At 40.8% G+C, this 24,947-nt stretch carries 24 protein-coding genes and 1 pseudogene; 24 read left to right on the top strand and 1 reads right to left on the bottom strand.

From position 1 onward, the window contains the following. Positions 1-283: 283 nt before the first annotated feature. From DXA07_RS05720 to DXA07_RS05660, 13 genes are all read left to right on the top strand, one after another. Positions 284-544 (top strand): hypothetical protein, encoded by a 261-nt coding sequence (locus DXA07_RS05720; protein ID WP_330599180.1) that lies wholly within the window; start codon positions 284-286, stop codon positions 542-544. A gap of 84 nt (positions 545-628) precedes the next feature. Next, entirely contained in the window at positions 629-1,252 is a 624-nt protein-coding gene (locus DXA07_RS05715) for a TetR/AcrR family transcriptional regulator (RefSeq protein WP_118483806.1), read from the top strand. Positions 1,253-1,336: 84 nt separating this feature from the next. Then, positions 1,337-1,801, top strand: a complete 465-nt coding sequence (locus tag DXA07_RS05710; RefSeq protein WP_118483804.1) for a CatB-related O-acetyltransferase — start codon at positions 1,337-1,339, stop codon at positions 1,799-1,801. A gap of 65 nt (positions 1,802-1,866) precedes the next feature. Then, positions 1,867-3,216: an MATE family efflux transporter gene (locus tag DXA07_RS05705; protein ID WP_118483802.1), complete on the top strand. Its 1,350-nt coding sequence runs from the start codon at positions 1,867-1,869 to the stop codon at positions 3,214-3,216. 128 nt (positions 3,217-3,344) lie between these two features. Continuing rightward, positions 3,345-3,599: a hypothetical protein gene (locus DXA07_RS05700; RefSeq protein ID WP_118483800.1), complete on the top strand. Its 255-nt coding sequence runs from the start codon at positions 3,345-3,347 to the stop codon at positions 3,597-3,599. A 183-nt stretch (positions 3,600-3,782) separates the two neighbouring features. After that, on the top strand, positions 3,783-4,841 hold the full coding sequence (hisC, locus tag DXA07_RS05695; protein WP_117822822.1) for a histidinol-phosphate transaminase: 1,059 nt from the start codon (positions 3,783-3,785) through the stop codon (positions 4,839-4,841). Positions 4,842-5,146: 305 nt separating this feature from the next. Beyond that, on the top strand, positions 5,147-6,058 hold the full coding sequence (locus tag DXA07_RS05690) for a DUF5688 family protein (RefSeq protein WP_118483798.1): 912 nt from the start codon (positions 5,147-5,149) through the stop codon (positions 6,056-6,058). Between the two features lie 185 nt (positions 6,059-6,243). Next, positions 6,244-6,831, top strand: coding sequence for a TetR/AcrR family transcriptional regulator (locus DXA07_RS05685; RefSeq protein ID WP_117807723.1), 588 nt, complete (start codon positions 6,244-6,246; stop codon positions 6,829-6,831). Positions 6,832-6,849: 18 nt separating this feature from the next. Next, positions 6,850-7,242 carry a response regulator gene (locus DXA07_RS05680; RefSeq protein WP_021943225.1) on the top strand — a complete coding sequence of 131 codons (393 nt, stop codon included), beginning with the start codon at positions 6,850-6,852 and terminating at the stop codon, positions 7,240-7,242. A gap of 11 nt (positions 7,243-7,253) precedes the next feature. Then, entirely contained in the window at positions 7,254-8,570 is a 1,317-nt protein-coding gene (locus DXA07_RS05675; protein WP_117784984.1) for a replication-associated recombination protein A, read from the top strand. Next, entirely contained in the window at positions 8,570-8,818 is a 249-nt protein-coding gene (locus DXA07_RS05670) for a hypothetical protein (protein ID WP_021943227.1), read from the top strand. The genes DXA07_RS05675 and DXA07_RS05670 overlap by 1 nt, the downstream gene beginning before the upstream one ends. A gap of 54 nt (positions 8,819-8,872) precedes the next feature. Then, a complete protein-coding gene (locus DXA07_RS05665) occupies positions 8,873-9,376 on the top strand; it encodes an SEC-C metal-binding domain-containing protein (RefSeq protein ID WP_021943228.1) in 504 nt (167 codons plus the stop codon). Between the two features lie 105 nt (positions 9,377-9,481). Beyond that, a complete protein-coding gene (locus DXA07_RS05660) occupies positions 9,482-11,500 on the top strand; it encodes an ATP-dependent helicase (protein ID WP_118483796.1) in 2,019 nt (672 codons plus the stop codon). Here DXA07_RS05660 and DXA07_RS05655 read toward each other — a convergent pair. Beyond that, a complete protein-coding gene (locus DXA07_RS05655; RefSeq protein ID WP_021943230.1) occupies positions 11,497-11,811 on the bottom strand; it encodes a DUF1292 domain-containing protein in 315 nt (104 codons plus the stop codon). The genes DXA07_RS05660 and DXA07_RS05655 overlap by 4 nt on opposite strands. Before the next feature lie 230 nt (positions 11,812-12,041). Between DXA07_RS05655 and glgA the strand changes: the two genes are divergently transcribed. The 11 genes and pseudogenes from glgA (at position 12,042) to rlmN (ending at position 24,938) form a co-directional block, all read left to right on the top strand. After that, complete coding sequence (glgA, locus tag DXA07_RS05650) at positions 12,042-13,478, top strand: glycogen synthase GlgA (RefSeq protein ID WP_021943231.1); 1,437 nt, start codon at positions 12,042-12,044, stop codon at positions 13,476-13,478. Between the two features lie 148 nt (positions 13,479-13,626). Continuing rightward, a complete protein-coding gene (locus DXA07_RS05645) occupies positions 13,627-15,375 on the top strand; it encodes an NFACT RNA binding domain-containing protein (RefSeq protein WP_118483794.1) in 1,749 nt (582 codons plus the stop codon). A 69-nt stretch (positions 15,376-15,444) separates the two neighbouring features. Next, positions 15,445-16,322 (top strand): annotated as a pseudogene (locus DXA07_RS05640) (YicC/YloC family endoribonuclease). Between the two features lie 5 nt (positions 16,323-16,327). Beyond that, entirely contained in the window at positions 16,328-16,948 is a 621-nt protein-coding gene (gmk, locus tag DXA07_RS05635) for a guanylate kinase (protein ID WP_021943234.1), read from the top strand. A 29-nt stretch (positions 16,949-16,977) separates the two neighbouring features. Further along, positions 16,978-17,220: a DNA-directed RNA polymerase subunit omega gene (rpoZ, locus tag DXA07_RS05630; RefSeq protein WP_021943235.1), complete on the top strand. Its 243-nt coding sequence runs from the start codon at positions 16,978-16,980 to the stop codon at positions 17,218-17,220. 62 nt (positions 17,221-17,282) lie between these two features. Then, positions 17,283-18,782 (top strand): UDP-N-acetylmuramoyl-L-alanyl-D-glutamate--2,6-diaminopimelate ligase, encoded by a 1,500-nt coding sequence (locus DXA07_RS05625; protein WP_021943236.1) that lies wholly within the window; start codon positions 17,283-17,285, stop codon positions 18,780-18,782. Next, the gene (gene priA / locus DXA07_RS05620; protein ID WP_021943237.1) at positions 18,739-20,991 is read left to right on the top strand and encodes a primosomal protein N'; all 2,253 of its coding nucleotides are present in this window, start codon (positions 18,739-18,741) and stop codon (positions 20,989-20,991) included. The genes DXA07_RS05625 and priA overlap by 44 nt, the downstream gene beginning before the upstream one ends. Before the next feature lie 14 nt (positions 20,992-21,005). After that, positions 21,006-21,467 carry a peptide deformylase gene (def, locus tag DXA07_RS05615; protein ID WP_021943238.1) on the top strand — a complete coding sequence of 154 codons (462 nt, stop codon included), beginning with the start codon at positions 21,006-21,008 and terminating at the stop codon, positions 21,465-21,467. 40 nt (positions 21,468-21,507) lie between these two features. Then, the gene (gene fmt, locus DXA07_RS05610; protein ID WP_021943239.1) at positions 21,508-22,461 is read left to right on the top strand and encodes a methionyl-tRNA formyltransferase; all 954 of its coding nucleotides are present in this window, start codon (positions 21,508-21,510) and stop codon (positions 22,459-22,461) included. Continuing rightward, positions 22,454-23,803: a 16S rRNA (cytosine(967)-C(5))-methyltransferase RsmB gene (rsmB, locus tag DXA07_RS05605; RefSeq protein ID WP_118483792.1), complete on the top strand. Its 1,350-nt coding sequence runs from the start codon at positions 22,454-22,456 to the stop codon at positions 23,801-23,803. The genes fmt and rsmB overlap by 8 nt, the downstream gene beginning before the upstream one ends. Positions 23,804-23,873: 70 nt before the next feature. After that, positions 23,874-24,938, top strand: a complete 1,065-nt coding sequence (gene rlmN, locus DXA07_RS05600) for a 23S rRNA (adenine(2503)-C(2))-methyltransferase RlmN (RefSeq protein WP_021943241.1) — start codon at positions 23,874-23,876, stop codon at positions 24,936-24,938. Positions 24,939-24,947: the final 9 nt, after the last annotated feature.

The following is a 24,947-nucleotide window of genomic DNA, read 5'->3' as shown; positions in this document are numbered from 1 at the left end:
TTGACAGCACGTAACGTGCAGATTTAGGCTGAAGGAGGATGTATATGGAACTAATGATTTTATGCAATTATGTATTTCTATTACAGCATTTACGATGGCGCAGTTGATAAGGAAAAAGTAAAAGAAGAAGTTGTTTTAACATTGAACAGCATGGGACAAGAGTTGAAATAGGGGAGAATCATATCGTGAAGGAAAATATAGAAATTCGTTTAGAAGAAAAAAGTGAATATCGTCAAGTGGAAAAACTGGTAAGGGATAGCTTTTGGAATGTATATCGTCCCGGATGTCTGGAGCATTATGTTTTGAAGGAAATATTGATTTTTATGGTAAGAGTGGTTTCAGACAGGCAAGCGAGTATGGTATCCGTTATCATGGATTGTCCAAGGGGGAAGATGCATCATTCTTCTTGTGCAAAGAATTGATACCAGGGTTTCTGGATGGGATTACAGGGGAATATGCAACACCGGAGAGCTATCTGGTTGACGAGCATGAAGTGGAAGAGTTTGATAGGCAGTTAATGATGTCCTTTTCTATTTTTAAATAATAGCTGTTGACAAGTAACCGATAGGTAACCATAATAAAATAACCAAAAGGTAACCGATTGATGAGGCTGATTTAGGAGACAAGTATGGAGATTAAAGAAAAGAACACAAAGGACAAAATACTGGAAGAAGCGTTGAAGTTATTTGCACAGAGCGGATATATGGGAACATCCATGAATGATATTGCTTCAAAACTTGGAGTAACCAAGGCTGCATTGTATAAGCATTATAAAAGCAAGCAGGAGATATTGGACAGTATTATTGACAAAATGAATGAACTGGATATGGAGAGAGTAAAGCGGTATGAAATGCCGGAGGGCAATCTGGAAAAGGTTACAGCTGAGTACAAAGAAACAGCATATAATAAAATTAAGCAGTTTACAAAGGTGCAGTTTCTTCACTGGACAGAAGAAGAATTCTCATCCTGTTTCCGTAAGATGCTGACATTGGAACAGTACAGGGAGCCGCAGATGGCACAGTTATATCAGAATTATCTTGCAGGTGGACCATTAACTTATATAGAAGCTTTGTTCTCGAATATGCTGGGGGATGCAAGAAAAGCCAGACAGACAGCACTTGATTTTTATGGACCTATTTTTTTGCTTTACAGCATATATGATGGAGTAGATGACAAGAGTCGGGTGATAAGGCTTCTGGAAGATCACATGGATCATTTTCTACAGGAAATGCAGAAAAATACATCAAACTAAAATGTCCGGTGGCGTGATGCTGAAGGTTGCAGTTATGGAGATTTCGAGAATTATACAGATATTTTCGACAACAGGAGGCCGAAAATGAAAGATAATATTTTCCCAAGAACATTCGATAAACAGATCGTTTATCTGAAAAATGTTATAAATACCCCTGATATAGAGGTAGGGGATTATACAATGTACAACGATTTTGTACATGATCCGATTGATTTTGAAAAAAATAATGTTTTGTATCATTATCCTGTTAATAAGGATAAGCTAAAAATTGGAAATGATGTGTGGATTGGATATGAAGCAGTTATTTTGTCTGGTGTAACAATCGGTGATGGCGCAATTATAGGCACTCGTGCAGTGGTAACAAAAGATGTGCCTTCATATACGATAGTTGGAGGAGTACCGGCAAAGCCAATCCGTAAACGATTTGATGAAGAAACGATTCAGAAACTTGAAGAAATCAGATGGTGGGACTGGGAAGAAGAACGAATTAAAAAGAATATTCAGGCAATACAGTCTGGCGATATAAGTATGTTAGAGCGTATGAATTAGAAATAAAAACATGACTTTAATAAAGAATATATACCATTTTAATTACAAAAGAGGTGAATGCAGGCATGAGTACATTTGAACATGATCTTACAAAAGGAAATATCTGGAAGCAGCTTGTATGGTTTGCTGTGCCGTTTTTTATCAGTAATTTGATCCAGTCCTTATACAGTCTGATAGATCTGATCATTTTAGGACATTTTGGCGGAACAAATTCCATATCGGCAGCGAATATCGGAGGACAGGTGCTTGTGATCCTGACAAATCTTGCCGCGGGACTGTCAGGCGGAGGAACTGTGATGCTTGGAAATTATCTGGGATCAAAGCGTAAGGATAAGATCAATGGAGCAATCAGTACATTACTCATAACATTGACAGTTATGGCAGCAGTATTTATGGTACTGTTATTTATATTAAAACAGCCGTTACTTCGATTACTTGATACACCTGAAGAGGCATTTTCACAGGCAGAACAGTATTTGTTTATTTGCACTTTGGGCTTATTATTTATTTATGGTTATAATGCATTAAGTGCAATTATGCGTGGACTTGGTGACAGCCGGACACCGATGATCTTTGTTATGATTGCATGTGTGATCAACATTATTCTGGATCTGGTGCTGGTTGCCGGATTGCATTTAGGAGCCGGTGGTGCTGCTGTTGCAACTGTATTTGCACAGGGCTGTTCGATGTTATTTTGTATAATATATTTAAAACATCATGATTTTATGTTTGATTTCAAACCATCTTCTTTCCATTTTATAAAAGAGGAATTCCACACTCTGCTTCGTACCGGATTGCCGCTTAGTATTCAAATGGTTGGTACAAATTTTTCGTTTTTGATCTTGACGACATTTATTAACAGGGCGGGTGGTGTAGCTGCATCGGCTGCAGCAGGAATAGTAAATAATTTTAATGGATTTGCTATTCTTCCGGAAGCAGCGATCAGCTCGGCTGCATCAGCTATGATCGCACAGAATATGGGAAAGAAAGATGTGAAACGATCATCAAAGACTATGCACTGTTGTCTGGTTCTCTGTATTGGTGTGTCTTTGGTCGTGTTTACGTTGATGCACATATTCCCGGAGCAGATATTTCATCTGTTTGGCGTAAAAGAAGATGTCCTGGCCTATGGTCTGCCATATATCTTTGCTTTTTCGTTTGAATATGTGGGACTTCCATTTATCATGTCGTTTAATACGGTTTCAACCGCAACTGGAAATGGATGGATTACGCTGGTTACTAATATGATATCTGCATTTATCGTTCGTATTCCGTTAGCATACGTTCTGGCGTTTCTTTGTGAACTTGGTGTAAGAGGAATTGCGATAGCGATACCAATCGCGACAGCCGTTGGAGCTATAATATCATTTTTATTTTACAAAGCCGGAATTTGGAAAAAGCACATTCTGTTATAAAAGGATTTATTTGCCATATCTGAAAAATTGAGTATAATATTTCTATCCGGGCAGTACCGATATAGAATGTACCTATCCCCGGCATAGAACGAAGGTTGTAGTATGTCAGTTTGAATATGGAGCGGAAAATGGCATTTTCAGAAAATACAAAAACAGAAATTCAGATACGAAAATTTAAGGCAAAGACAATACTGCTGTTTTTTATTGTGATCACGATAACAGTAGGGGTGGTTTCATTTATAATAACAAGAAAATCTTCAAACGAGATGCAGAATAAGGTTGTTAACCTGGTTGCACAAGGAAATAGGCAGCAGATTAATAATGAAAAAAGCATTGGAAAAAATGCAGTTGATGTAATTGCAGATGTCACAATGGGGGTATGATAATTACCAGTTGATCGGAGATGAAAATCTGGTCGTGCAGGGAAAATGTGAGAATAACTGGAGAGTCCTTTTATAAATAAGTGTCAGATGATTCTTATCTTGTATCTCATCCTGCAAAATGATAGAATAGACAACTGAAAACGATAACCTGCTGATTAGCAGAGAAAACATGGAGGATAAATCATGGCATCATGGAGAGATAATATTCGTCAGGTTGAGCCATATGTACCTGGTGAGCAGCCAAAGAATACAAATGTGATCAAATTAAATACAAATGAGAATCCGTATGGACCGTCTCCAAGAGTAAAAGCGGTTCAGGATAATGAGGATCTGTTACGGTTATATCCGGATCCGACAGCAGGCGCACTGGTGGATGCACTGGCGGAGTATCATGGTGTGGATGCATCACAGGTATTTGTAGGTGTAGGTTCCGATGATGTACTTGCAATGTCATTTTTGACCTTCTTTAATTCGGATAAACCGATTCTGTTTCCGGATATCACATATTCTTTTTATGATGTATGGGCAGAACTGTTCCGGATTCCATATAAGCAGATGCCACTTGATGAGAACTTCCGTCTGAAGATAGATGATTATAAGGGCGAAAACGGTGGAATCGTATTCCCGAATCCAAACGCACCGACCGGTATCTACGAATCGTTGGATCATGTAGAGGAGATCATAAAGAACAATCCGGACGTGATCGTGATCGTAGATGAGGCATATATTGATTTTGGAGGAGAAACAGCACTTCCGCTGATCGACAAATACGACAATCTTGTGGTAGTCAGAACCTTTTCAAAATCACGTTCCATGGCGGGACTTCGAATCGGTTATGCGATCAGCAACCCTGAACTGATCAAAGCCTTAAATGATGTGAAATACTCCTATAATTCATATACGATGAACCGCCCGTCTCTGGTGCTCGGTGTAGAATCCATTCATGATGATGCATATTTCAGGGAGAAGGTTGGACAGATAATTGCAACCAGAGAAAGATTTGTGAAAGAGATCGCAGAGCTTGGATTTACCTGTCTGCCATCATCTGCAAACTTTGTATTTGCAACACATGAGAGTATTCCTGCAAAGGAGATCTTTGCTGCGGCAAAAGAGAATAATATCTATGTGCGTTATTTTGATAAGCCAAGGATTGACAATTATCTGAGAATCTCGATCGGAACGGATGCAGAGATGGACGCATTTGTCAGTTTTTTGACAAAATGTGTAAAAGAATATAAATAGGGATGGCTGGTTTTGCCTGTGAGCAGGCGGATAATAGTATTGTTATCCATCGATAAAAAAATATAAGAGCGGATGTGTTTTTTGCAGATTTTGATAAGAAAGATGCGAAATACACATCCGTTTTGTTTGTTCGGAAGAAAAACTGTTACAGAAACGCACAAGCTGTTACAAATAAACACACGCAAAATGTTGACGGCACATAGGAAATTCTTTATCATGATGGAAGAAATATTTCAGTAATAGAATCCGGATTTTATCATTTTTTCGAAATGTTTCAGACAAAGAAGCTGCGAAGGAGAGATAAAATGAAATTTAATGAATTTACAGAAACAGTCAGAGATGGGCTGGCGGTTTTATTTGAACCGGACAATATGGAGGTTGCGGTTACCAGAGTTGTAAAAAATAATGGGCTGATCCTTACAGGAATCAATATAAGGGACAGAAATTCCATGATAACACCAACGATATATATTGATGATTTTTACAGAGAGGATATTCAAAAGGAGGAGATACATACTGTTGTTCTGAGGATAAAGAATATCTTTGCGGAACGATGTACCAAAGTATCATCCGACAATGAAATTCAGAACTATATGGATTTTAACTGGGTGAAGAACCGGCTGATCTATACGGTTGTGAATCAAAGTATGAATGAAGAATATCTGGAGCATGTTCCGTATATTCCGTTTCATGATCTGGCGATCATATTTCGATGTGTCTTTCATAAAGGTGAGAATGGGATGGCATCCTCAACGGTATCAGAGGATGATCTGAAACGATGGCATACAGATACGAAGACACTTTACCAACTGGCAGAAAAGAATACTCCAAGATATTTCCCTCCAGTGATCGATCGGATCACAGCATATCTGAAGGCGAGAAACTGTCTTCCAGCATTTGTGGAAGATGAGTTTTCGGGCGAGTGCGGAGAACTGTATGTAATATCAAATGAAATGGGATTAAACGGAGCCGGAGCTATGTTGTACCGGGGAATCCTTGATATGTGTACGGAGCTTGCCGGGGACAGTATCTATATTATGCCGTCCAGTATTCATGAGTGTATGTTTGTGGAGGCTGGAAAAGTGTCGGAGCCAAAGATGCTGGCAGATATTGTGAAAGAAGCAAATGACAGTGTGCTTCACCGACAGGATATCCTTTCTTATAATGTTTATTATTACGACCGGAAAAAGCATATGCTGACGACTGTAACTGTATAAAAACAGGTGTTTCATCAGAAACACAGGCATAAAAGCACCTTGAAAACAGAAGAAAAAAAGAGAAGTTTACAACTGTGTTCTGCGTATATTAATTTGAAGCTTTTTTGATTGACAAACGAAAGAGCATGACATAGAATTATATAGTATATATTGGGTGTAAGTTTATGTGTTGAGAGGAGAACGGTGTGGCTGAGAATTACGTTTCAAGAAGGGATAAGATCGTTGCATCGGCAGTTGAATTAATCGGCGATCTGGGATTGAATGCTCTGACAACCAAGAATCTGGCTCGTAAGGAAAATATATCCGAAACTTTGATCTATAAATACTTCGGGGGTATTGATGAAGTATTGACGGAAGTGGTCGTACAGTATGCGGCATTTGATAAGAATATCCAGATGACCGTGGATCACCAGACCGGATCGAATATGGATAAGTTACGGTTTTATGCAGATACATATGCAACCTATTATGATAATTATATCGGTATGGGTGCGATTATGTTGCATTATGAGGAATTATTGCATCTGAGTGAGACACGAGAGGTTATTTCTGAATGTATTCTGAAGAGAAATGAATTTGTCTGTAAGCTGTTTGAAGACGCTATAGCAGACAGAGAGATTCGGGAGGTATTTACCCCACGGGAATTGACATTGATGTTTAACGGTATATTTACAGAGGGCCTTTTAGAACGAAGAACCAAATATTCCAAGAAAACATTTCGTGTTGAAGTAAAAGAGATGCTGAACCAGATTGAAAAGATGCTTAGATTTTAAAGTAGGAGGAAGTTTGTCATGAGAATATTAATTGCTGAGGACGATGTTGCAAATGCAAAGTTTTTATCAAAATATTTAAGTAAATTTGGAGAAGTTGTAATTACACCAGATGGAATTGCAGCTGTTGATGAATTTGTAAATCATTTGGAAAAGGGCGAAAATTTTGAACTTGTCTGTCTGGATATCATGATGCCGAAGATCGATGGATATAAGGTACTTGCATCGATTCGAAATGCAGAGAGAAAGCATGGCGTATCCAGAATGTTACGGTCAAAGGTTATTATGACAAGTGCACTGGATGAAACCAGCTTTGACAGCAATCAGGCCAGTGATGATTATGATGATTACATCTGCAAACCGATTGATATTATGAAATTCAACGAGATCCTTAAGAAGCTTGATGTTATTTAGGATGAATAAGAATGGATTTATTTGATTATATGAGAGAAAACCAGAAGGATGATGATTCTCCTCTGGCAAAACGAATGCGACCTGAGAGCCTGGATGAGGTGATCGGGCAGGAGCATATTATCGGAAAAGAGAAATTACTCTATCGTGCGATAAAGGCGGATAAGCTTAGCTCGCTGATTTTTTACGGACCGCCGGGAACCGGAAAAACGACGCTTGCCATGGTGATCGCACATACGACAAAGGCGGATTTCAAGCAGATTAATGCAACAACCTCCGGTAAGAAGGATATGGAGCAGATCATAGAAGAAGCGAAGAATATGAAGGCAATGTATGGAAAACGAACCATACTTTTTATTGATGAGATCCATCGCTTTAATAAATCACAGCAGGATTATCTGCTTCCATTTGTGGAGGATGGAACGATCATCCTGATCGGAGCAACGACAGAGAATCCTTACTTTGAAGTGAATGGGGCTTTAATTTCAAGATCTAATATTTTTGAATTAAAACCGTTGTCAAAAGAAAATATAAAAGAGATCATATTAAAGGCTGTTTATGACCAGAAGGGCATGGGAGCCTTTAATGCATGTATAGATGATGATGCCGTGGAATTCTTAAGTGATATGTCAGAAGGTGATGCCAGAAGTGCACTAAATGCAGTAGAGCTTGGAGTTCTTTCTTCCGAACCGGAAGCAGATGGGCAGATTCATATTACGCTGTCGGTGGCAGAGGAATGTATTCAGAGAAGAGCATTCCGATATGATAAGGACGGAGACAATCATTATGATATCATTTCTGCATTTATCAAGAGTATGCGTGGTTCCGATCCGGATGCTGCCGTATTTTATCTGGCAAAGATGCTGTGCGGTGGAGAAAGCATTACATTTATAGCAAGACGGATCATGATATGTGCCTGTGAGGATGTTGGAAATGCGGATCCAAATGCAATCTGTGTTGCAACAGCATGTGCGCAGGCGGTAGAGCGGGTCGGTATGCCGGAGGCTCAGATCATACTTGCACATGCGGCGATTTACGTGGCGTGCGCTCCAAAGAGTAATGCGATCGTGAATGCGATCTTTTCTGCAAAAAATGTTGTGGAACATGAGCAGACAGGACAGGTTCCGGTCTATCTGCGGGATGCACATTATGGCGGAGCAAAGAAGCTTGGACATACAGGTTATAAATATGCACACGATTATCCAAATCATTATGTAAAGCAGCAGTATCTGCCTGATGAGATCGCAGACAGACAGTTTTATGAACCGACGGATAATGGATATGAGCAGAACATAAAACAATATTTTAAGAAGATAAAGGAAGAACTTTAATGGAGAAAATGAAGCGGATAGCAGCCTTTCTTATGGTCCTTGTGATTCTTGGACTGGTTGTCTGGGCATTTATCTTGGGAATAACAGGCAGTGAATATTTTTCAGCGGCATTATTTCTGTGCATTCTGGTTCCGGTATTATTTTATGGAATCAGTCTGATCACAAAGCTGCTTACAGCAAAAGGAAAAGAACTGGCAGATCAGGCTGTGTCGTCAGATGAAACAGAAAAGAATAATGTTGAAAAATAAGGGATTATCTGATATACTCTATAAAGTTTTAAAAATTGAAACGAGGTATGTAACATGAGTTTATTATCACAGTGGCGCGATTATGCGTATGGTTTTGATGACAGAACACCAGAAGGAAAGCAGTTCTGGTTTGATTATTTTCAGGCAGAAAAAGGTATTTATGAAATAATTCTTGCAAATCCAAAGGCAGATCCTGTAAAAGGAACGGTAAAGGCACTTGCAGAGAAGTTTGAAGTAAGTATCCAGACCATGATCGGTTTCCTGGATGGAATTGATGACAGTCTGATCACATCGAATAATCTCGACGAGGTTACAGAGGATTCAGAAGTAACACTTGGTATTGATTATGAGAAGCTGTATATGAATATGGTTGGATGCAATGCAGAATGGTTATATACATTACCTGCATGGGACAAGATCCTTACACAGGAAAAGAGAGATGAACTCTATAAGAAAGAGAAGACATCCAGAACACTTGTAAAGCCTCCAAAGGTTGGAAGAAATGATCCATGCCCTTGTGGTAGTGGTAAGAAGTATAAGAAATGCTGCGGTAGATAATCTGATAAAGAAGAACTACAGCAGAATTTTATAACAGGAAAGAGAAAGAGAACAGACAGATGGTTGTATCCGTCCTGTTCTCTTTTCTGTTGAAGGGAAGAACGATTGGAAGAAAAACAGCAATTCAGTAAGGAACAATTAGAAGCGATCCGGCATGAAAAAGGGCCAATGCTAGTTCTGGCGGGACCGGGAAGTGGAAAAACGACGGTGATCACGCACCGGGTGAAATATATGTTGGAGCATGGTCGGGTAAATGGAAGTCAGATCCTGGTGATCACTTTTACCAAGGCAGCAGCAGGTGAGATGAAAAGCCGGTTTGAGAAAATAATGGGATATTCGAGTGGTGTTACTTTTGGAACCTTTCATTCGGTATTCTTTATGATCTTACGTCAAGCCTATGGATATAATGGAAGCAATATCATAATGGAATCGGAGAAATATCAGATCATTCGCAGTATTATTGAAAAACATAATATGGAATACAATGGACAGGATGATTTTGCAAAAAATGTAATTGCAGAGATCGGTCTGGTAAAAAGTGAACTGACACCGATCGGACAGTATCATTCGATGAACATGAAGCCGGAAGATTTCCGGATTGCTTACCGGGAGTATGAAGAGGTACTTCGGGCGAATAATAAGATTGATTTTGATGATATGCTCGTATTTACATATGAATTGCTTCGGGATAGACCGGATATCCGGAGAATGTGGCAGCAGAGGTTCCGGTATATTCTGATTGATGAGTTTCAGGATATTAACAGGATCCAGTATCAGACTGTGAAGCTGCTGTTAGGAAAAGAACATAATATATTTGCGGTGGGAGACGACGACCAGTCTGTTTATGGATTCCGTGGCGCAGATACGAGGATCATGCTTGGCTTTCCGGATGATTTCCCGGATACCCGGATGGTCTGCTTAAGTATAAATTACAGATGCAGCAGTGCAATCGTGGAATCGGCAGAACGTATTATTAAGAACAACAAGAAGCGGTATCAGAAGGAGATCCGGTCTGCATTTGAGAAAAGTCAGTGTGAGCGTGTGCATGTGATTGAAGTCGAGGGAATGCGGCAGGAAACAGATGGTATCATACAGAAAATCCGGGAGATGAATCAGCAGGGTATCCCATATTTGGATATTGCTATTCTTTATCGTACCAATTCGGAACCGTCCGGACTTGCAATGAAGCTGATGCAGAATAATATTCCATTCCGGATGAAGGATAATATGCCGGATCTGTTTTCCCATTTTGTCGTCGTGAATATCCTTGATTATATTAAGGCAGCACTTGGAAACCGAGAACGGGCATTATTTTTACGGATCATAAATCGACCGAACCGGTATATAAGCCGGGAGTGCCTGGAAACTGATCCGGTAGATCTGGAGCGGATGCAGGAATTCTATAAGGATAATCACAGGATAGTGCAGAATCTGGTAACCCTGGAAACGGATTTCAGGAGGATCGCAGAATTAAAACCATATGCAGCCATTAATTATATCAGGAAAGCAGTTGGGTATGATGAATATCTGAAGGAATATGCTTCATATAGAGGAATCGATCCGCAGGAGTATATGGATATTGCGGATGAATTTCAGGAGATGGCAAGAGGTGCCGATTCCTTTATTGAGTGGTTTAACCTGTTAAATGAATATAGGATAAAACTGAAGGAACAGGGGAAAACAGCGGAACACGCAAAGGATGCAGTTGTACTTGCGACGATGCATGGGGCAAAAGGACTGGAGTTTGATCAGGTATTTATCATGAATGCAGTAGAAGGAATGACGCCCCATAAGAAATCGGTCACAGATGCGGAACTGGAGGAAGAACGGAGAATGTTCTATGTTGCCGTTACCAGGGCACGATATGGTCTGTATATCTATGTACCGAAGGTGGTGTATGGAAAGACGGGACAGATTTCCCGGTTTGTAACAGAAATGGTGATCGACTATGATATGCTTCAGGTTGGAAATAAAATCATCCACAAACGATATGGCAAAGGTGTCATAACATTTGTGGATGATAAAAAAATCTGTGTGTATTTTGAAAAAGATCAGATTACAAAAACATTAAGTATCGAATATACGATAAAAAATAATCTGGTTACTGTGTCTGAAGATGATTAGTCATCTTCAGACATGGAATTGAATTCCATCTCATCCAGAATTTCATCAAAAGCATCAGCAACCATATCGAATTCTTCTTCATCATCAATTGGTTCCAGTGTGAATTCATCGTTTGGAAGTTCAATATAACGGTATACAAGAACCTCGTCATCATCATAACCTTCCGGTGCTTCGACAGGAAGTAAAGCAATATAAGAGGTATCCTCAACATCAAAGGTAGCAACAATCTCACATTCGAGGTTTGTTCCGTCGTCGAGTTCAAGTGACATCATTTCGATATCATCTAATTCATCATCATTCTGTTTTGCCATGTTTGGTCTCCTTATTAAAATAAAATTGACGGTCATTTCCGGGTATGCCGGATACCATTCAAAACTGTGTTGACCGATCATTTTCATCATAATGGAAAAGTAACCAAAAGTCCACAGCCAAATTTTATAATTGCAATAAAATGCAGCACCTTTATTCATTGAATTATATGTATAAATATGATAAAATTAATATTATTTTGGAGTTATTCCATGGGAGGAAATAAGAGAAGATGAAGAAAGTTGCTTATATTGCTTCAGAGTGTGTACCATTTATCAAAACGGGTGGTCTGGCGGATGTTGTAGGAACACTTCCAAAAATATTTGACAGAAATGAATATGATGTTCGGGTTATCATGCCGAACTATCTTTGTATTCCAAATAAATACAGAGAAAAAATGCAGTATCTGACCCATTTCTATATGGATATCGGATATAAGAATGATTATGTCGGGGTTATGTATCTGGAATACGAAGGAGTAAAAGTATATTTTATTGATAATGAATATTACTTCAATGGATTTACCCCATACGGAGATGTAAAGTGGGATATTGAAAAGTTCAGCTTCTTTTCAAAGGCAGCATTATGTATTCTGCCGGCAGTAGGATTCCAGCCGGATATCCTGCACTGCCATGACTGGCAGGCTGGTCTGGTTCCGGTATACTTGAAAACGTTATTTGCCGGAAATCCGTTTTTCAGTGGCATGAAGTCTGTTATGACAATCCACAATTTACAGTTCCAGGGTAAGTGGGATATCGATACGCTCAAGGCAGATTCCGGTCTCCCGGATTATGTATTCACACCGGATAAGCTGGAAGTCAGAAAAGATGCAAGTATGTTAAAGGGTGGTCTTGTATATGCAGACAAGATCACAACAGTAAGTAACACATATGCCAGAGAGATTCAGACACCATATTACGGTGAAGGCTTGGATGGGCTTCTGAGTGCAAGATGGCAGTCACTCTGGGGAATTGTAAACGGAATTGATTATGATGTATGGAATCCTGCTACAGACTCACAGGTGTACAAGAATTACAGTGTCGACAATTTCCGTGAACTGAAGAAGATCAACAAGGTTGAACTTCAGAAGGAATGTGGACTTCCACAGGATGATAAGCAGTTTGTGATCGGTATTATATCCAGACTGACAGACCAGAAGGGACTTGATCTGGTTGATCGCATTATGAATGATATCTGTTGTGATGGTGTCCAGTTCATCGTTCTTGGAACCGGTGACAGCAGATATGAAGATATGTTCCGTTATTATCAGGGCATTCATCCTGCAAAGGTTTCTGCGAATATTTATTATTCGGATGAAAGATCCCATAAGATGTATGCGGGTTGTGATGTTATGCTTGTCCCATCCAGATTTGAGCCATGTGGTCTGACCCAGTTAATGGCACTTCGTTATGGAACAGTTCCGATCGTAAGAGAGACTGGTGGTCTGAAAGATACAGTAGAACCATATAACCAGTTTGAGAATACAGGTACAGGTTTTTCATTTGCAAATTACAATGCATATGAGCTGTTAGATGCGATCAACTATGCAAAGGAAGTTTATTATAACAACAAAGACGCATGGTATGGTATTCAGGAGCGTGGCATGAGAATGGATTACTCCTGGTACAATTCAGCAAAGATCTATAACGATCTTTACAATTCATTATAAAAACAAACGGTCAAACTCATTTTTCATAAATGAAAAATCAGGCAGAAGATGTTGCGATACATTTTCTGCCTTTTTACCGCAGAACATACAGATCTGGGGCTGCGGTCGTACGAAAACAGGTGGATCTGTGCAGGAAAGGTGGTTTCATATGGCTTTTGACGGAGTTGTAATATCAAATGTTGTAAGTGATCTGAAAAAGAAATTAGTGGATGGAAGGATCTATAAGATCTACCAGCCGGAAAATGATGAACTGAATATTATTATAAAAAACAACAGGGAGAATTACCGCTTACTGTTATCTGCAGATGCAAGTCTGCCTCTGATCTATCTGCTGCAGGTGCCTAAGGAGAATCCGATGACAGCTCCGAATTTCTGTATGCTGCTTCGTAAGCATATCGGAAATGGCAGGATCGTAGATGTCTGCCAGCCGGGCTTTGAACGTATCGTGGAATTCACGATCGAGCACCTCGATGAGATGGGAGATCTGTGTAAAAAGAAGCTTATTATAGAAGTCATGGGTAAGCACAGTAATATTATCTTCACGGATGCGGATGGAATGATAATTGATAGTATCAAGCATATATCCCATCTGGTAAGCTCGGTGAGAGAGGTCCTTCCAGGTAAAGCTTATGTATATCCGCCGTCCGGTGATAAGCGTTCTCCATATGATGCAGATCAGGATTATTTTGCATCTGCGGTATATACAAAGCCTGTGACTGTTACAAAGGCAATTTATACCTCAGTTACAGGTATTTCACCCCTGATCGCAAATGAGCTTTGTTATCGTGTGGGAATCGATGGCGGACAGTCAACAGCAGCGTTAACGGATATTCAGAAAGAGAAGCTGTACCAGGAATTTGAGAAAATGGTTTCCGATATAAAGACAGAAAACTATGTGCCGAATATTGTATATGATGGGTATATTCCGGTTGAATTTTCATCAGTAAGACTCAGTATGTATCAGGATTATCAGGTAGAAGATAAGGATGAAATTTCAAAGGTTTTAGATGAGTATTATTATAAGAAGAGTAAGGTAACAAGAATCCGGCAGAAATCAGCAGATCTGCGGAAAATCATCTCAACTGCGATTGAAAGAGCCAGCAAGAAATATGATCTGCAGTTAAAGCAGATGAAGGATACCGAAGGTCGGGAGAAATATAAGGTATATGGTGAGCTGATCAATACCTATGGATATGGAGTGGAGCAGGGAACAAAGAGCTTCCGTGCATTGAATTATTACACAAATGAAGAAATCGAGATTCCACTCGATCCGACAATATCGGTGCTTGAGAATGCCAAACAGTATTTTGCAAAGTACAACAAGCAGAAGCGGACATATGAGGTGTTAGAAAAGCTGACTGTTGAGACCAGACATGAATTGGAATATCTACAATCGGTTCAGACATTTATCGATATGACACTGGATGAAAATGCGTTAGCTCAGGTAAAAGAAGAGCTGATGATCAGCGGATATATCAAGGGAAGATATGGCAAAAAAGGGGATAAGCATACCAGCAAGAGCAAGCCATATCACTATATATCATCTGATGGTTTTCATATATATGTCGGTAAGAATAATCTGCAGAATGATGAACTGACATTTAAGTTTGCAAATGGCGGGGACATGTGGTTCCATGCAAAGAAGATGCCGGGCTCGCATGTGATCGTACGGATGGAGGGAGCAGAAGAACTTCCAGATCAGACCTATGAAGAGGCGGCAAGGCTTGCAGCATATTATTCGTCTGGAAGAGAGAATCCAAAGGTGGAGATCGACTATACAAAACGGATGAATCTGAAGAAGCCGGCAGGAGCCAAACCGGGATTTGTCATCTATCATACGAATTATTCAATGATAGCAGAACCGGTGATCCGTGGAATAGAAGAAGTAACGAGATAAAATATTTGATTTTTTATGGCGGTTGAAGTATAATATAGTATCCATTGTTTTAAGGAGAATGTGATTTTTATGATTAAGAGCATGACAGGTTTTGGACGAAGCGAAGTCGTTTCCGGAGCCCGTAAGATAGTTGTGGAGATTAAGGCTGTTAATCACAGGTTTTGCGAGATCAATGTAAAAACACCAAAGAAACTGAGTTTTTTTGAAACAACTATAAGAGCATATTTAAAGAAGTATATAGAACGTGGTAAGGTAGATGTCTTTATCACTTATGAAGATCTGACCGAGACAAATGTCTCAGTAAAATATAATAAAGAGTTGGCAGAGGAATATGTTGGCTATATGAATCAGATGGCAGCAGATTTTAATCTTACAAATGATATCAGTCCATCGATATATGCAGACTTCCGGAGGTTTTTATTCTGGAAGAGCAGACAGTAGATGAAGATGAGTTATGGAGCCTGATACAAGGTGCACTTGACGAGGCGGCTGATAAGTTTGTGAAGTCAAGAATGGTGGAAGGTGAGAACCTGAAGGTTAATCTGCTGGAGAAGCTTGACAATATGACGGCTGCAGTCGATTATATTGAAGAAGTATCGCCGGAGCTTATAACAGCTTATCGTCAGAAATTGATCGACAAGATTTCAGAACTGATTGATAGCTCAGCAATCGATGAGAACCGGATTGCAACCGAGGTTGTTATATATGCGGATAAAATCTGTGTAGATGAGGAAACGGTTCGTCTGAAGAGCCACATTGACAGCACCAGAAAGATTCTGGAGGCAGGTGGAAGTGTTGGAAGAAAACTTGATTTTATTGCGCAGGAGATGAACAGAGAGGCGAATACGATCCTTTCCAAGGCAAACTCACTGGATGTATCAAACCGTGCGATCGAATTAAAGACGGACATTGAAAAAGTCAGAGAACAGATACAGAATTTGGAGTAAAAAAGATGGGAAACAGAGGTTCATTAATTGTAATTTCAGGTTTTTCCGGAGTCGGAAAAGGTACCGTTGTAAAGAGACTGGTGTCTGATTATGGATATGAATTATCGATATCAGCAACAACCAGAAGTCCACGGACCGGAGAAGAACATGGAAGAGAATACTTTTTCATGGATAAGAGCGAATTTGAGAATCTGATTGATTATGGCGGATTTATCGAGTGGACACAATATGTTGAGAATTACTATGGTACACCAAGAAAATTTGTGGAAGAAAGTCTGAATCAGGGTAAAAATATTATCCTTGAGATAGAAGTCATGGGTGCTATGAAGATCAAAGAACAGTACCCTGATGCATTGCTGATCTTTATCAGTGCGCCGAGCATTGACAGCCTGCGCGACAGACTGCGGGGCAGAGGAACGGAAGCAGAGGATGTAATTCTGAAGCGTTTAAAGAAAGCAACAGAAGAGTCTGCAGACATGGATAAATATGACTACATAGTGATCAATGATGATCTGGAAGAATGTATACAGACAGTGAATTCAGTGATCGTAGGCTATGCATGCAGAACATCAAATAATCAGGCTTATATAAAAGAAATAAGAGATGACCTGAAAGGCATCTGGTAAGAAAAAATATAGAAAGGGGATATAATTTTATGTTACATCCATCATACACAGACTTAATGGCAGTTGTAAATTCAGAGGTTGAACCTGGAGAACATCCGGTAGTTCAGAGCAGATATTCTATCGTGCTTGCAACTGCTAAGCGCGCAAGAGAGATAATAGCAGGACAGGAGCCACTTGTAAATACAGCAAGCAATAAGCCTTTATCCATAGCAGTTGATGAGCTTTACAGCGGCAAAGTAAAGATTGTCGGTGACGACGAAGAAGATAACTAATAAAAAAAGAGGTTGTTGCATTTTTGCGCAACCTTTTTCTTTTCTAAAAAGGAGAGCAGCATATGAAAGCAAGCGAATTATTAAAGGGACTGCAGTATTCGGTTATCTGCGGAGATGAAGATATTGAGATAAAAGAGATTTATAATGATTCCAGAAAAGTTGGAGCACAGGGATTGTTTTTCTGTATAGTGGGAGCCAAGTTTGATGGGCATGAATATATAAAAGATGTAACAGAAAAAGGAGCTGTCTGTCTGATCGTCCAGAAGGATGTAAATCCAGTTCCGGGCGTGTTGATCGTAAAGGTTGAAAGTACCCGGTATGCGATGGGAATCATCAGCAGCAATTTTTATGGAAATCCTTCGTCCAAGCTGACAGTGATCGGCATTACAGGAACAAAGGGCAAGACAACAACAACATATATGATCCGTGAGATGCTGATGAGTGCAGGACACAAGACTGGACTGATCGGAACGATCGAGATCATGGATGGAAAAGAAGTCATACCGGCGAACAATACGACACCGGAATCCATGATCGTGCATAAGAAGTTAAAGGACATGCTCGACAATGGCTTAGACAGTGTTGTTATGGAAGTGTCTTCACAGGGATTGATGCTTGACCGTGTGGCAGGGGTTGATTTTGATTACGGTATTTTCTCAAACCTTTCCAGAGATCATATCGGACCAAATGAACATAAGACATTTGAAGAATATGCAATGTGGAAAAGCAAATTATTCACGATGTGCAAAACGGGTATCTTCAATGCAGATGATGCACATGTAGATATGATGACAGAGCATGCAGCCTGCAAGATCGTGACCTATGGAATTCATGGCGATTATGATTACAAGGCAAACGATCATAATCTGTATAACAAAGACGGACATCTGGGTATTGGTTATCATTTGTCTGGAAAATTAAATGGTGATGTTCTGGTTAATCTTCCGGGTAATTTCAGTATTTATAATTCACTGGCAGCGATTGCAGTTGCAGATCTGATGGGCGTTCCATTTGACAAGATACAGGCAATCCTGAAAACGATCAAGGTAAAGGGAAGAGTAGAACTGATCCCAATCTCAGACAAATTCACGATCATGATCGACTATGCACATAATGCAGTCAGTCTTGAAAGCATTTTGGAAACATTGCGTGAATATAATCCTGGCAGACTGGTCAGCCTGTTTGGATGTGGAGGAGACCGTTCCAAAGAGAGAAGATTTGAGATGGGCGAGGTTTCCGGAAATATGGCAGATCTCACGATCATAACATCGGATAATCCAAGATCAGAAGATCCACAGGCAATCATCAATGATATAAAAACAGGAATCGATAAGACAACAGGAAAATATGTAGAGATCATTGACCGGAAGGAAGCAATTCGGTATGCGATCATGCATGCGGAACCGGGCGATGTGATCGTACTTGCAGGTAAAGGACATGAGGATTATCAGGAGATCAAGGGTGTGAAATATCACATGGATGAGAGAGACCTGATCCGGGAGATACTGGAGGAAGAAGATGTTACCAAGATATGCGGATATAATAATCGATATTTCGCATGAAGCCATTGACCGGCCGTTTCAATACCGGATACCGGATGAATTACAGGAAAAAATCCAGATAGGAAGCATGGTTAAAATCCCATTTGGCAGAGGCAACCACCTTCGTACAGGATATGTGATCGGTTTTTCGGATCAGACGGAATATCAGCCGGATCGGATCAAGAAGATTGCAGAACTTTGTGATCGGTCGGTTCCGGTGGAAGGACGACTGCTTGCGCTCGCTGCATGGATCCGGGAGAACTATGGATCTACAATGATCAATGCAATCCGCATGGTAATGCCGGTAAAGAAGACGATCCGGCAGTTGACGGATCAGATGGTTGTGCTGACGGATCAGATGGATGCAGAACAGTTAGCACAGGTCAGAGAACAATATCAGAAAAAACATGCACAGGCGAAGCTGCGGCTGCTACAGGCGCTGGAAGAAGTGCCGGAACGGTATCTGTCAATGGATATTGTCAGACAGAGACTGAATATCTCTTCGGTTACACTGAAAGCGATGCAGCAGGAAAAAGTCATCGCAGTCATCAGCAAAGAACGATATCGGACGGCGGGGATTTATGACTATAAAGAGGAATTTCAGATCACTTTAAACAAAGAACAGCAGATTGTAGTAGATGAGATAACCCATGATATGGAACAGGGACATCAACAGACTTATCTGTTGCATGGAATTACCGGCAGCGGTAAGACAGAAGTCTATGTGAATATTGTAAAGAAAACAGTGGAGATGGGAAAACAGGCGATCGTTCTGATCCCGGAAATTGCACTGACATATCAGACCGTACGGTATTTTCGGAATTACTTTGGAGACCGGGTGACAATCCTGAATTCCAGATTGAGTGATGGAGAAAAATATGACCAGTTCATGCGGGCAAAGAACGGGGATGTAGATGTTGTGATCGGTCCACGTTCGGCATTATTTGCACCATTTCAGAATCTGGGGATCATTATTATAGATGAGGAACACGAATCAAGTTATAAGAGTGATTATCCGCCGAAGTATCATGCCAGAGAGACAGCAGTAAAAAGGGCGGAGCTTGAACATGCAAGTGTACTGCTTGGTTCGGCAACTCCGTCCGTTGAGAGTTATCACAAGGCACTTAACGGGACATATCGTTTGCTTGAACTGCATGAACGTGCAGGAAGCGGACAACTCGCAAAGACATCAATCGTTGACCTGAGAAAGGAATTAAAAGCAGGAAACCGATCGATCATAAGTCGGGAACTTGCAGATGATATCGCGGATCGGCTTGCCCGCAGGCAGCAGGTAATGTTGTTTATCAATAAAAGAGGATATAACAGTTTCGTGTCATGCAGAAGTTGTGGGGAGGCACTGAAATGTCCACACTGTGATGTCAGCCTGACCAGACATGGAAATAATCAGATGATCTGTCATTATTGTGGATTCCAGATGCCTCAGCCAAAAGTATGTCCTTCCTGTCATTCAGGGTTGATCGGCGGATATGGAACCGGAACTCAGAAGGTGGAGGAAGAGGTACAGAGATTGTTTCCGCAGGCGAGGATCCTTCGTATGGATAAGGATACGACAACTGCGAAGAATGCACATGAACAGATCCTGGAAAAGTTTGGAAACGGAGAAGCTGATATTCTGGTCGGAACACAGATGATCGTAAAAGGACATGATTTTGCAAATGTAACACTGGTTGGGATCATTCTTGCAGACCTTACACTGTTTCAGAATGATTACCGTGCAGGAGAACGGACTTTTGATCTGATCACCCAGGCGGCAGGAAGAGCCGGAAGAGGGGAACAGCCGGGAAAGGTTGTGATCCAGACCTATAAGCCGGAGCATTATGCGATAAAAGCAGCAGCCGGACAGGATTATTCCTATTTTTATAAAGAAGAAGAGGCATATCGGGGACTGATGAAATATCCACCGGAATGGAATATGATGGTGGTATTGATGGTAAGTTCAGATGAAGCCTTTCTGGATCAGATGGCGGAGGATATCTGTGATTATATCAGAAGCTGTTCGGTAGATGACCGGAACATGAAGATAATCGGACCGTCTGCTCCGGTAATTGCAAAAATCCGTGATATTTACAGAAGGGTTGTCTATATTAAGAATTATCGGTATAATGAGCTGGTGGTTTTAAAAGATCAGATAGAACAATATATATCAGAGAAAAAAGAAGTTCAGGATTTAAGTCTTCAATTTGACTTTAATCCTTTAAATATGTATTAAGGAGAGAACAAGAGATGGCAACAAGAAAGATAAGAATCGATGGCGACAGTATTTTAAGAAAGATATGTAAGCCTGTTACGGAGATGACTCCACGGTTATCTCAGTTGATCGATGATATGTTTGATACTATGTATGAGGCAAATGGTGTCGGGCTTGCAGCGCCACAGGTTGGAATTGTAAAGAGGATCGTTGTAATTGATATCGGAGATGAGCATCCATTGACGCTTATTAATCCTGAGATTATAGAGACGTCCGGCGAGCAGACCGGAGACGAGGGGTGTCTGAGCCTTCCGGGAAAGGTTGGACAGGTGACAAGACCGATGCATGTTGTCTGTAAAGCACTGGATCGTGATATGAATGAGATCACGGTAACAGGTGAAGGCCTTCTGGCACGGGCAATCTGCCATGAGACAGACCATCTGGAGGGTATCTTATATAAAGATAAAGTAGAAGATGGCTTATACGAGACAGAATAAAAGAATTACCAGATGACTATAAGGAGGCAGAGATAATCGTATGAATATTATATATATGGGAACCCCTGAATTTGCAGTAAAGCCTTTGCAGGCAATCGTAGATGCAGGACACAAGGTTCTTGCATGTTTTACGCAGCCGGATAAACCGAAGGGAAGAGGAAAAACACTTCAGCCAACACCTGTTAAGGAAAAGGCACTTTCCCTTGATATACCAGTTTATCAGCCGGTAAAACTCAGGGAGGAAGAAAATGTTCAGATTATCCGGGATTATCAGCCGGATGCTATCGTTGTAGCAGCCTATGGACAGATCCTTCCGGAATCTATCTTAAATATTCCACAGTACGGATGCATCAATATTCATGCGTCACTGCTTCCAAAATACAGAGGAGCAGCTCCGATTGAGTGGACGATCATTAATGGTGAGACAGAATCCGGTGTTACTACGATGTATATGGCAAAGGGATTAGATACCGGAGATATGATCGAAAAGACGGTTGTTCCGATCGCAGATACCGATACCGGAGTTACGCTTCACGATAAACTTGCAGACGCAGGTGCAGAGCTGATCCTGTCTACACTTTCAAAGCTTGAAGACCATACAGCTATACGGACACCACAGGATGATTCGTTAAGCTGTTATGCATCCATGCTGAAGAAAGAAATGGGAGAGCTTGATTTTACAAAAGATGCAGCTTCTCTGGAACGACTGATCCGTGGGTTACAGCCATGGCCGGTTGCTTATACGAAGATGAATCAGAAGACTGTACGGATCTATGAGGCTTCCGTTTGTGAACAACCGGAGGAGGCATTGGAGGATGGAACACAGATCGTTCCGGGAATGATCGTTCGTGTTACGAAGAAAAACTTTACGGTTGCATGTGGAAATGGAGCATTAATGATAAGAAAGCTTCAGCCGGAAGGCAAGAAGCCGATGGATTGTGCAGCATTTCTTGCAGGAAATAAACTTAAGACAGGTCAGATGATATATGAGTAAAACTTCAAGAGAGATCGTTCTGGATATTCTGCTTGATATTGACCGTAATGATCGATTTGCAGGGGATGCTCTAGGTGGAGCACTCCGGGCAAATCAGTTTATGAATAAAAAAGAACGTGCTTACATCAGCCGGTTGACGGAGGGTGTAACAGAGCAGAAGATCAGATTGGATTATATTCTTAATCAATTTTCAAAAACAAAAATTAAAAAATGTAAGCCGGTCATCCGCTGTATTTTACGGATGGCAGTATATGAGATTTTTTATATGGATGCAGTACCGGATGAAGCTGCCTGTAATGAATATGTGAACCTGACAGGAAAAAGAGGGTTCCGGACATTAAAAGGGTATGTAAATGGCGTGCTCCGGAGTGTATGCAGGAACAAGGCGGCAATTACTTATCCTTCCATGGAGGATGGTGTAGAATCATATTTGTCTGTGAAATATTCAGTTCCGGAGGAGCTGGTGGGATTTCTGTTAAAGGAATACAGTACAGACCAGTTAGAGCAGATTCTACAGGCAGGCGAGCAGGAGCGTGGCACAACGATCCGTGTAAATACGATGCAAACGACAACGGAGAAATTTCGGAATATTCTGATCGAAAAAGGCATAAAAGTAGAAAAAGGATATTATAATCAGACGTCCCTGATTATTTCAGGATATGATTATATCCGTACGGTTCCGGGATTCCATGAAGGCCTGTTTACGGTTCAGGATGAGAGCTCCAGCCTGCAGGTGCTTGCAGCAGGGATCAGATCGGGTGATGTGATCCTTGATGTCTGTGCAGCTCCCGGCGGAAAGACCATGTATGCGGCAGAACAGACCGGAGAACGGGGACATGTATATGCGCGTGATATCTCAGAAGAAAAGGTTGATAAGATCGATGAGAATTTGGAACGGTTAGAGCTTCATAACGTATCAACAAAGGTATGGGATGCAACGGTTCCGGATCCGGATATGATTGAGAAAGCAGATGTTGTTCTTGCAGATCTTCCCTGTTCCGGACTTGGTGTTATGGCGAGAAAAAATGATATTAAATATCATGTAACAGAGGATATGGTAAGAGAACTTGCAGCAATACAAAAGACGATTCTGGATGTCTGTGCCGTCTATGTAAAACCGGGAGGGGCACTGATCTATTCAACCTGTACGATCGACCGGATCGAGAATGAAGAAAACGTGACAGCATTTTTAAAGGCACATGAAGAGTACGAACTGGAAAGCCTTTCTGACTATATGCCGGAATGTTTAAAAAAACGTGCAGAAAAAGGGTATATCACTTTGCTGCAGGGAGTGGATCACTGCGATGGATTTTTTATTTCAAGATTGCGCAGACGAAAATAGCAGATAAGAAAATTGATGCCGGAGAGCAGAGCACTTTTCCGGTTATTCTATGGTTCAGGAAGAGAAAGATATGTTTACAGAGATAGAAGATATAAAAAAACTGGATATCCGCTCCATGATGTTTGATGAACTGGCAGTCTGGGTAAAGGCAGTCGGACAGCCGGCATTCCGTGCAAAACAGATATTTGAATGGGTGCATGAAAAAGGAATTGCAGATGCGGAAGAAATGACAAATGTTCCAAAGAAACTGATCGAGGAGATTAAAAAGCAGGGCATGCATGGTGTAGAAGAGGTGACCAGACTGGTATCGAAACAGGATGGAACCAATAAATTTCTATTCCGTTTACAGGATGGAAATGTATTGGAAAGTGTGCTGATGCGGTATAAGCATGGAAACTCCGTCTGTATTTCTTCTCAGGTCGGATGCCGTATGGGATGCCGGTTCTGCGCCTCTACAATAGGCGGTCTGATTCGGAATCTGGAAGCATCAGAGATGCTTGATCAGATCTATGCGATCGAACGGATCACAGGAGAACGCGTGTCAAATATTGTTGTAATGGGAACCGGAGAGCCTCTGGATAATTATGATAATCTGATTCGTTTCATCCGGATCATCAATGACGAGCGGGGCAAAAATATCAGCCAGAGAAATATTACGGTTTCAAGCTGCGGACTGGTTCCACAAATAAAAAAACTGGCAGACGAGGAACTTTCTATTACATTTGCTTTGTCTCTTCATAGTCCGACCGATGAAGACAGAAGAAAGCTGTTGCCGATTGCAAATAAGTATTCGATCGCAGAACTGATGGAAGTATGCAGGTATTATTTTGAAAAAACAGGCAGAAGGGTAACCTTTGAATATTCATTGGTAAAGGATGAAAATGATACACCGGAGCATGCATATAAGCTGGCGGAGCTTCTAAAAAATATGCACGGACATGTGAATCTGATTCCGGTAAATCCAATCAAAGAGCGTGAGTATTGTCGTTCACTCGGTGATTCTGTTGAAAAATTCAAATATATACTTGAAAAGAAAGATATAAATGTTACAATAAGAAGAAGTATGGGCAGAGATATTGATGCTGCCTGTGGACAGCTTCGAAGAAAATATGAAGAGGCAAAAGAGACTTTTTAGACGGGAGGC

Origin of the sequence: Clostridium sp. AM54-37XD, assembly GCF_003478225.1 — a bacterium.
GTDB lineage: Bacteria > Bacillota > Clostridia > Lachnospirales > Lachnospiraceae > Coprococcus > Coprococcus ammoniilyticus.
This window is presented reverse-complemented; position numbering and strand designations above follow the sequence as displayed.

What these genes read in the sequence shown, in the direction of transcription:
- DXA07_RS05665 (WP_021943228.1), top strand. Translation starts at nt 8,873, where the DNA reads ATGAGTTTATTATCACAGTGGCGCGATTATGCGTATGGTTTTGATGAC.
- DXA07_RS05710 (WP_118483804.1), top strand. Translation starts at nt 1,337, where the DNA reads ATGAAAGATAATATTTTCCCAAGAACATTCGATAAACAGATCGTTTAT.
- glgA (WP_021943231.1), top strand. Translation starts at nt 12,042, where the DNA reads ATGAAGAAAGTTGCTTATATTGCTTCAGAGTGTGTACCATTTATCAAA.
- DXA07_RS05690 (WP_118483798.1), top strand. Translation starts at nt 5,147, where the DNA reads ATGAAATTTAATGAATTTACAGAAACAGTCAGAGATGGGCTGGCGGTT.
- fmt (WP_021943239.1), top strand. Translation starts at nt 21,508, where the DNA reads ATGAATATTATATATATGGGAACCCCTGAATTTGCAGTAAAGCCTTTG.
- DXA07_RS05625 (WP_021943236.1), top strand. Translation starts at nt 17,283, where the DNA reads ATGAAAGCAAGCGAATTATTAAAGGGACTGCAGTATTCGGTTATCTGC.
- rsmB (WP_118483792.1), top strand. Translation starts at nt 22,454, where the DNA reads ATGAGTAAAACTTCAAGAGAGATCGTTCTGGATATTCTGCTTGATATT.
- priA (WP_021943237.1), top strand. Translation starts at nt 18,739, where the DNA reads ATGTTACCAAGATATGCGGATATAATAATCGATATTTCGCATGAAGCC.
- DXA07_RS05655 (WP_021943230.1), bottom strand. Translation starts at nt 11,811, where the DNA reads ATGGCAAAACAGAATGATGATGAATTAGATGATATCGAAATGATGTCA.
- DXA07_RS05720 (WP_330599180.1), top strand. Translation starts at nt 284, where the DNA reads ATGTCTGGAGCATTATGTTTTGAAGGAAATATTGATTTTTATGGTAAG.
- rpoZ (WP_021943235.1), top strand. Translation starts at nt 16,978, where the DNA reads ATGTTACATCCATCATACACAGACTTAATGGCAGTTGTAAATTCAGAG.
- gmk (WP_021943234.1), top strand. Translation starts at nt 16,328, where the DNA reads ATGGGAAACAGAGGTTCATTAATTGTAATTTCAGGTTTTTCCGGAGTC.
- DXA07_RS05715 (WP_118483806.1), top strand. Translation starts at nt 629, where the DNA reads ATGGAGATTAAAGAAAAGAACACAAAGGACAAAATACTGGAAGAAGCG.
- rlmN (WP_021943241.1), top strand. Translation starts at nt 23,874, where the DNA reads ATGTTTACAGAGATAGAAGATATAAAAAAACTGGATATCCGCTCCATG.
- DXA07_RS05700 (WP_118483800.1), top strand. Translation starts at nt 3,345, where the DNA reads ATGGCATTTTCAGAAAATACAAAAACAGAAATTCAGATACGAAAATTT.
- DXA07_RS05645 (WP_118483794.1), top strand. Translation starts at nt 13,627, where the DNA reads ATGGCTTTTGACGGAGTTGTAATATCAAATGTTGTAAGTGATCTGAAA.
- DXA07_RS05680 (WP_021943225.1), top strand. Translation starts at nt 6,850, where the DNA reads ATGAGAATATTAATTGCTGAGGACGATGTTGCAAATGCAAAGTTTTTA.
- DXA07_RS05670 (WP_021943227.1), top strand. Translation starts at nt 8,570, where the DNA reads ATGGAGAAAATGAAGCGGATAGCAGCCTTTCTTATGGTCCTTGTGATT.
- DXA07_RS05705 (WP_118483802.1), top strand. Translation starts at nt 1,867, where the DNA reads ATGAGTACATTTGAACATGATCTTACAAAAGGAAATATCTGGAAGCAG.
- hisC (WP_117822822.1), top strand. Translation starts at nt 3,783, where the DNA reads ATGGCATCATGGAGAGATAATATTCGTCAGGTTGAGCCATATGTACCT.
- def (WP_021943238.1), top strand. Translation starts at nt 21,006, where the DNA reads ATGGCAACAAGAAAGATAAGAATCGATGGCGACAGTATTTTAAGAAAG.
- DXA07_RS05675 (WP_117784984.1), top strand. Translation starts at nt 7,254, where the DNA reads ATGGATTTATTTGATTATATGAGAGAAAACCAGAAGGATGATGATTCT.